General features: G+C 46.5%; 6 protein-coding genes and 1 tRNA gene. 1 reads left to right on the top strand and 6 read right to left on the bottom strand.

The window, feature by feature from the left end; translation table 11 throughout:
• Nucleotides 1-640: 640 nt before the first annotated feature.
• From trmL to queG, 3 genes are all read right to left on the bottom strand, one after another.
• A complete protein-coding gene (trmL, locus tag AZ46_RS19200; protein WP_029286352.1) occupies nt 641-1,123 on the bottom strand; it encodes a tRNA (uridine(34)/cytosine(34)/5-carboxymethylaminomethyluridine(34)-2'-O)-methyltransferase TrmL in 483 nt (160 codons plus the stop codon).
• Nucleotides 1,124-1,169: 46 nt separating this feature from the next.
• A complete protein-coding gene (locus AZ46_RS19195; protein WP_029286350.1) occupies nt 1,170-2,066 on the bottom strand; it encodes an amidase domain-containing protein in 897 nt (298 codons plus the stop codon).
• Nucleotides 2,067-2,131: 65 nt separating this feature from the next.
• Nucleotides 2,132-3,265 carry a tRNA epoxyqueuosine(34) reductase QueG gene (gene queG / locus AZ46_RS19190; protein ID WP_029286348.1) on the bottom strand — a complete coding sequence of 378 codons (1,134 nt, stop codon included), beginning with the start codon at nt 3,263-3,265 and terminating at the stop codon, nt 2,132-2,134.
• A 78-nt stretch (nt 3,266-3,343) separates the two neighbouring features.
• Between queG and AZ46_RS19185 the strand changes: the two genes are divergently transcribed.
• Nucleotides 3,344-4,009 (top strand): B3/B4 domain-containing protein, encoded by a 666-nt coding sequence (locus tag AZ46_RS19185; RefSeq protein WP_029286346.1) that lies wholly within the window; start codon nt 3,344-3,346, stop codon nt 4,007-4,009.
• Between the two features lie 89 nt (nt 4,010-4,098).
• On the opposite strand, the gene AZ46_RS19180 is transcribed toward AZ46_RS19185, so the two are convergent.
• The 3 genes from AZ46_RS19180 to AZ46_RS19170 form a co-directional block, all read right to left on the bottom strand.
• Nucleotides 4,099-4,172 (bottom strand) — tRNA-Gly (locus tag AZ46_RS19180).
• 120 nt (nt 4,173-4,292) lie between these two features.
• The gene (locus tag AZ46_RS19175; protein WP_029286344.1) at nt 4,293-5,834 is read right to left on the bottom strand and encodes a response regulator transcription factor; all 1,542 of its coding nucleotides are present in this window, start codon (nt 5,832-5,834) and stop codon (nt 4,293-4,295) included.
• A 4-nt stretch (nt 5,835-5,838) separates the two neighbouring features.
• Nucleotides 5,839-7,623 (bottom strand): cache domain-containing sensor histidine kinase, encoded by a 1,785-nt coding sequence (locus tag AZ46_RS19170; protein WP_029286342.1) that lies wholly within the window; start codon nt 7,621-7,623, stop codon nt 5,839-5,841.
• Nucleotides 7,624-7,680: the final 57 nt, after the last annotated feature.

The raw sequence follows: 7,680 nt of genomic DNA, 5'->3' as shown, positions 1-7,680 counted from the left end.
GAAAAGTCCGGGTTTGACTTTTTCGGGGATTTTGTTCTGACAGAAGGACTAGGAGTCGCAGCTGGACACCACGAAAAGCGGAAGCGCTCGTTTAGCTCCGGGAGTCAGATAAGGAAACAGCGGTAAAGGCGCTTTTTGCATTTGCCGATGGTTCCGTTCTGACAGAGGAGTTGAGCGATGGAGCTGGACAATGCGAAAAGCACAGACAACTGTTCAACCCTTTCAGTCAGATAAGAAATACCTAAAAAAATGAAACCAATTTAAAGATATTTCACAAAATCCCCCCATTTTTATTCACATGCCTATAGGGATAAGCTATAATGAGACTATCTATGTAAGGGTCATCATTTACATAAAAGGGAGGAATTGCCGCGATGAAAACAGCATTAGTGCTAGGGGTATGCATTACATTTTTAGTTTCGATATTTACTGCAGGGTACAATGATAAGCCAGGCGTGAAAAAATAATAAAAAAAAACGACCGCTTAGGTCGTTTTTTTTAGTAATAGGACGTAATTAGTTTTGCGCTTTGATGTCTAGTTCCAGCGCCTAGATCCTCCGTCAGAACGGATTCGGCAAAAAAGTCAAACCCGGACTTTTCTGCCGAATCCTTTTCTGCCTGTCGGATCTGAGCAAGGCGCTTACACTTTTCTCAATAAACCAGGATAATTCTGCTGTCTCAATGCCTCGTAAATCAAAATGGCAGCGGTGTTGGATAAGTTAAGAGAGCGCACGTTGCCGGTCATCGGCAGGCGCAGGCATTTTTCCATGTTGGCTGCAATGAGATCCTTCGGCAGGCCGGTCGTTTCTTTTCCGAACACGAAGAACGTGTCTTTTTCCACGCTGCTGTAGTCGAAGGTTGTATGGGGCTGTTCGCCGAATTTCGAGATAAAGTAGAAATCGCCTTGGGGGTAGGCTTCAAATAGTTCGTCGAGAGAATCGTGATACACGACGGTGACGAATTCCCAGTAATCAAGTCCTGCACGCTTCAGCATTTTGTCGTCTGTTGAAAATCCAAGCGGACGGATCAAATGCAGAACGGTGTTGGTTGCCGCGCAGGTGCGTGCGATGTTTCCTGTGTTAGCCGGGATCTCCGGCTGGTAGAGTACGACATGTAAAGCCACTTATTTTCACCTCATCTAAATCTGTTGCCTTTATTATACCACTTCATTATTGTTTCTTTGAGCCTGCATCATCTTCTATATGATAAAATCTGTACGCTATGTTTGGCGTATACGCTGTGGAATCCTCATAATCCCAGTAGCGCATTCTGCTGTTGTACGTATTCGCATTGACCAGGGGCATGTTTGATTTATCTTTTGCCACGACAATCGTTGTATGGTCAAATCTGCCGTCACCCTGAAAATCGTAGCAAATCACATCGCCGGGCATGAGAGCTTCAGGTTTATAGACTCTTGATGCGCGCAGCCCTGTTTTCGAATGTCCGAGGTGCATCGTAAGGGAATGCGCAACGGTCCAGCTGTAGCTCCAGTTGCTGTTTTGCATCCACCATCCGGCAGAACGCCCGGGATAGCCGCGCATCGGTGCTCCTCCTGCCCGGAGGCACTGAGAGACATAGTTCGTGCAGTTCACATCGAAGTTTTTATACTTCGGATTGTGCGTATTCCACCATCTCTCTGCATACTGAACCGCAGCGAGCCTGTCATACCGGAACGCAACCCTTTCATCTGACTCGTCTTCCCTGTTTTCATCTGTCTCATCTTCGCGGTTCACTTCAATCTTATCATCGCTGACAATCATGCCGTTTTGAAAAATGGCCATCCGGTCTTCCATCTTTTCTTCCATATAGAACGATTTCCGGTCGTTATGAAAATATTTAAAGTGGCACTTATACGTCACGTGCATTTCTTCGGCCGTGACGTTCTCAACCTGAAGCACCTGCACATCCGCTCTTCCTTTAAGTAGCTCCACTTCCCGGTCTTTTAAGATCTGCTTTTTTCTGAGCAGCGTTTCACTGTCTTCTATAAGATGAAGATCCCTTGCGCTTCTGCTGTTTACCAGCATCTCCAGTTTGCTCTTTACTGCAGCTGCAAGTTCCTTTTTCATATACGCCTCACCGCCATAAGTGTCTTTAGTAAGACTCTATGAATACCGGCCTGGAAGTATGAACTCTACTGCTGAAGAAGCGCAAGCCCTTTTTCCATTTCAGCGCGCGCCTCTTCGTCCTGCTCCTGCTGAAGAGCTTTCTTCAGATCAGGAAGACTCGCTGCTTCACCGATTACACCCAGCGCCCAGGCTGCCGTTCCCCGGATGACGGGGCGGGGATCCTTTTGCATCAAGAACGTTAGTTCAGGAACAGCCGTTGTATCCTTGAAATGGGCAAGAGCAATAATCGCATTGCGCTGAATCGGTTTTTTCCCGCGCCAGGAACCTGACACATGACCGAACTTCTCTTTAAACTCGCGGTTGCTCATCGTAAGCAGCGGTTTCAGCTTCGGCTTTGCAATTTCCGGATCCGGCTCCATTTCTGGATGAAGATGAAAGTCCTTGCCTTTATTCTCCGGACAGACTGTCTGGCACGTATCACATCCGTACAGACGGTTTCCAAGCTTTTTGCGGTACCTCTCTTCAAGAAATCCTTTTGTCTGTGTTAAAAAAGCAATACACTTGGATGAATCGAGCTGGCCGCCCTGAACGAGCGCTCCTGTCGGACAAGCATCCACACAAATGGTGCAGCTGCCGCACCGGTCCTCCATCGGTGTGTCAGGAGGAAGAGCAATATTCGTGATGATTTCTCCAAGATAGACATACGAGCCGAATTCAGGTGTAATAATGGCGCAGTTTTTGCCGCTCCATCCGATTCCCGCTCTCTCGGCGGCCGCACGATCAGAAAGCTCTCCTGTATCAACCATGGACTTGAGCTCTGCATCCGGCAGCTTTTCAAGGATATAGGCTTCAAGCTTTTTGAGTCTGTCTCTCAGCACATCATGATAATCCTGTCCCCAGGATGCGCGGCAGAAAATACCCCGTCTGTCTTCCTTCGTGCTTCTTGGAGCATCCTTCAGCTTTGAAGGATACGCAAGGGCAATCGATATAATCGATTTTGCTCCCGGCACAAGCAAATCGGGGTTCGTTCTTTTTTCAATATCCGGCTCCTCAAAGCCTGACATATAGCCCTTTTGCTCGTGCACAATCAGGCGCTGCTTCAGCTCCTCAAAAACGGTTGCCTGCGCAAATCCGATTTTATCAATGCCGATGCTTTTGCTGTATGCAATTAAATCTTGTTTCAACTCGGCTGCATTCATGGTCTATCCCTCCTTTCCGTTCGAATGGTCACTTCTTCTATGGTAAAATAATGTCATTAAAATGTGGAGGATAAAATGATGGAAACTTCAATCAGTCCTGAAATCACCCGGGAGATACCCGGTTTTAAAATCGGCGTAATCTCCTATGAAAACATCGAAGTATCAGAATCGCCGCAAATGCTGAAAGGCAGAATGCGCCTGTTCCAGGAGTCAATCTTCTTTGAAATGGAAAATAAAAAAGTCCAGGATCTTGAACCGATTAAAGAGTGGCGGGGCATTTTCAAAAAACTCGGCACAGATCCGGGTCGCTACCGTCCTTCAAACGAGGCACTGTACCGCAGAATCCAAAAGCAGCAGTATCTCGAACCATTTCATTCAGCAGTCGACCTCAATAATTTCTTCTCGCTGCAGCATCAGATCCCTTTTGGCATTTACGATGCAGATGAACTGTCGGGTCCTGTTGAAATCAAGGTTGGGGGGGCGGATGATTCCTATCTTGCCATCAACGGACGGGAAGTAAACATGGCCGGCAAACTTGTATCTGCCGATGAAAACGGACCGTTTGGGAGCCCATTTGTTGATTCCAGGCGAACGGCTGTCACGGAGAACACGCACAATGCCCTGCATCTGATCTACTTAAGACCAGGCATGGACGTGGAGCAGGCACTCGAGATGTTATCATCTTTAACGAAAATGTTCACGCAAATTCACGGCGGGACGGGAGATTATAAAGTGATACAGTAAATCCCTCTTTTCCGGAGGGATTTTTTTTGAACATGAAAAAACGCAATGCCCCGTTTTTCTGACAAACGAAACACTGCGTTGTATATGTATGGAGCGGGTGATGGGAATCGAACCCACGACATCAGCTTGGAAGGCTGAGGTTTTACCATTAAACTACACCCGCAAGAAGAAGCGATAAAAATATCTTAACAAATTCTTAACGATTCTTCAACACAAAATTATAATTTTTGTCGAAAATTGGGGTCAGTCCCGCACCGCGTTAAAGCGGAGCGGGACTGACACCTTATTTCGTCTGCCTGTATTCGTTCGGCGTCTGGCCGGTATACTTTTTGAAGACTTTGCTGAAGTATTTTTCGTTTTGGTAGCCGACCCCGTATGCGACTTCATAGATTTTGAGATACGGATTTTCAAGCAGCGACTTTGCCTTTTCCATACGGATGCCGGTCAAGTAGTCTGTAAGCGTAGTTTGATAATCCTGCTTGAATTTCCGGGAGATGTATTCCCTGCTTAAATAAAATTTGTCTGCGATCTCCTGGAGCGTAATGTCCTCCTGATAATGCTGCTGAAGATATTCTTCAATCTGCTGCATGTTGTTTTTTTCCTTCTGGTACTTTACGGTGGAAAGAATCGTGATCAGCTCTGTGAATTCCTTTGTTTTTTCTTCCTTGAATTTCGCCATAGAAAAATGTCCGTCTGAATCCCAGTAAGCTTTTCCCGAATAAAAGCCCTCCTTGTGGCTGACTTCATATTCCTTGATCCAGTTGCTTCGCAGGAGCTCAAACTGTTTTTCCCACAGCGTGATCTGCTCAAGGGAAAGATGATGCTGCTGTTCAAGCTTTGCAAATATCTTTACAAGCTGAGCTTCCGTTTGAGGGATGCTGCCTGACTGCACGGCCCACTTCAGCTCATTTGAAAAATCAAACAAGTGAAGCAGCGGTTTGTCTCCTTTATCCCTTGGTGCGGCAAGCGTTTTTTTCAGGCGGAGATCATGTGAAAGGAGAATCGTCTCCGCCTCACCGTACGTTTCATTGAGCTGAAAACCGGTGCTGCCCGCTGCAGCAAGAACGTTCAGCTTAAGCTTCTGTTTGACAAGCCTGATGAATTCTTCCGCCGCAGCAAGCGGATTTTTCTCCTTCCATAAGAGCAGAACAAGTTCATCTTCTTTATTCACGTTTTTAAAGCAGACCCCGTCCTTCAAGTGTTCGCTGCAGAGGCCGGCTATCGATGCCGCAGCAGCTTCCCTGTCTTCTTCACATGCCTTCAGCGAGAGAACAGCGGCCGTTTTGTGAACGCTTGAAAAATGCACGCCGTATTCTTTCTCAATTTTTTCTTCAGCATCCTTTGAGAGTTCTTTTTTCAGACAAAGCCCTGAAAAGAGCTGATCCCAATAGAGAGGCCTGACTTCATTGATGACGCGGCTCTCTTCAGCCTGGGCAGACTTTGACATCGCCTGCTCCCGCCATTCATTCACAGCCCGCTCAAGCGTCTCGTTCAGCACATTAGGCTCGATCGGCTTTAAGATATAATCGAAGCTCTTATAAGTGATTGCATGCCTCATATATTCAAAGTCATCATACCCGCTCACAACAATGGTTTTGCTTGCCGTGTTCTCGGCATGAAGCCATTTTAAAAGACTGATTCCGTCGCGCCTCGGCATTCTCATATCTGTAAAAATGATTTCAGGATTGTGTTCTTTGATGAGCGCTGCAGCCTCTTCGCCGTCTTCCGCTTCCATAATGAGATCAATCCCGTGCTTTTCCCAGTCAGCGAGCAGCATGAGCCCTTCCCTTACATGCTTTTCATCATCAACTATGATTGCTTTCACCCGTCTAACCCTCCAGCATGACCGGCAGCCTCATCGTCACCATGAAGCCGCCGTCCTCTTTATTTTCCAGAAAAAGCTTTGCTTTGTGATCATAATAAAGCTTCAGCCTTGAATAAACGTTTTTCAGACCTATATTTGTCCCCGGTCCCTTTTTATTCAGCGCCTCGGCTCTGAAATGCTCATGTATCTCATTCAGCCTCTGCGGCGTGACGCCAATACCGTTGTCGCTGATTACCATGACCAGTTCATCATCGTCCCTGAAGCACTTCAGCTCGATGCTCCCAATGCCTTCACGGATATCAAAGCCATGCTTAAAGTAGTTTTCAATCACGGGCTGCAGAATCATTTTCGGCACGGGGATATCCTGGACATTCTCATCAACTTCAACATGCACCTGCAAATGCTCGCCAAACCGCTCTTTTTGCAGGAATAGAAAAGCATTGGTGTAGGTGATTTCTTTCCTCAGAGGAACAAGATCCTCCTCCATATTCATCCCGTATCTCATGATCTTTGACAGGTGGGTGATTAGGGAGTAGATTTGCGGGACGTTATTTTTAAGGGCAACTGTTCCGATTGACTGCAGTGCATTATAAAGGAAATGCGGGTTGATCTGAGACTGAAGCACTTTAAGTTGATTTGTCTTATTTTCGAGCTCAAGCTTGTACTCCCTCGTAATCAGCTGATTGATCCGCTCGATCATCTGCTGAAAACGGGAGCCCAGAATCCCGATTTCATCTGATCCGAAGGACTGGGAGGCGATCTTCATATTGCCTTTTTCAACCTGTTCAATATTCTGAAGCAGAATTCTGATCGGGGAGGTCATTTTAAAGGAAACGAACAGAACAGCAAGCACCACAAGCGACAAACCGATCACGCCAAAAAGAATATTGATTTTAGCCACGCTGTATGCGCTGTCATAAAGAATATGAAACGGCACCCGCTTGACCAGTATCCACCCTCCGGACGATTCAGAAAGCCTGTCGTACATCATCACTCCGTTAAAAGAATCCTCTTCCCACTCAAACGTTCCTGATGCCGTGTCAGCATCCATCACGCTCTCAATCCACTTTTGATTGGAACCGTCCGGAATCTCGGCGTTTGAACTGTAAATCATTTTTCCCTCTGACGACAGCAGGAAAAACTCCTCTGATTCCCGGTTGTACAGATTCCGGCTCATATCAATGATCGTATCTGGAGAAATGCCCAGAGTGATATATCCAAGCACATCGCTGCCGGGCACATTCGTAAGCGCCCTGTGCATCATCACGATGTCTCTTCCCTTTCTGGGGCTGTCCTCATGGCTTGCGAACACGGGCTCAATGTACAAGTTGTAAGGACTGCGCTCAGCGCTGTTGAAGGCCTCATTTTTTTCATCTTCAATACTCGTTGAAAAGACAACAGTCGACCGTTTAGTGGCAGAAATCACCCTGTCATCTTTGGCAAACGAAATCTTCACCTCGTTGATCGTATCTCCTGTATAGAGGATGGTCTGCATAATATTTTTCACAATGCCGACATTCTGGTAGTCGTTTTTATCATCAGGTGCTCTGAGGTAGTTGATAAAATCCGGATTGTTGTAGAGGGAGAGTGTTAGACCGTTCAGCTCATTCAGATAGCTTTCGAGGTTTATTTTCCCTTGGTACAGCAGGTTGCTGCTTTCTTTTACAACCTGGTCTTCCAGCGATTCTTTTGTATAGAGGTACGTAATTAAAATGGAACTGCCGAACGGCACGATGGTCGTAATCATCAGAAGAACAATCAATTTGTTGCGGATGCTTCGTTTCAGCATGGGGTCTGACCTCCAGGGACTAGCTTATTCTTTAGTATATAGTCAGTTTCATAGGCT

This window comes from Metabacillus indicus LMG 22858 (assembly GCF_000708755.2).
Classification (GTDB): domain Bacteria; phylum Bacillota; class Bacilli; order Bacillales; family Bacillaceae; genus Bacillus_P; species Bacillus_P indicus.
The sequence above is the reverse complement of the archived record's forward strand: the minus strand, read 5'-3'. Positions and strand labels throughout refer to the sequence as shown.

What these genes read in the sequence shown, in the direction of transcription:
- AZ46_RS19195 (WP_029286350.1), bottom strand. Translation starts at nt 2,066, where the DNA reads ATGAAAAAGGAACTTGCAGCTGCAGTAAAGAGCAAACTGGAGATGCTG.
- queG (WP_029286348.1), bottom strand. Translation starts at nt 3,265, where the DNA reads ATGAATGCAGCCGAGTTGAAACAAGATTTAATTGCATACAGCAAAAGC.
- AZ46_RS19185 (WP_029286346.1), top strand. Translation starts at nt 3,344, where the DNA reads ATGGAAACTTCAATCAGTCCTGAAATCACCCGGGAGATACCCGGTTTT.
- AZ46_RS19170 (WP_029286342.1), bottom strand. Translation starts at nt 7,623, where the DNA reads ATGCTGAAACGAAGCATCCGCAACAAATTGATTGTTCTTCTGATGATT.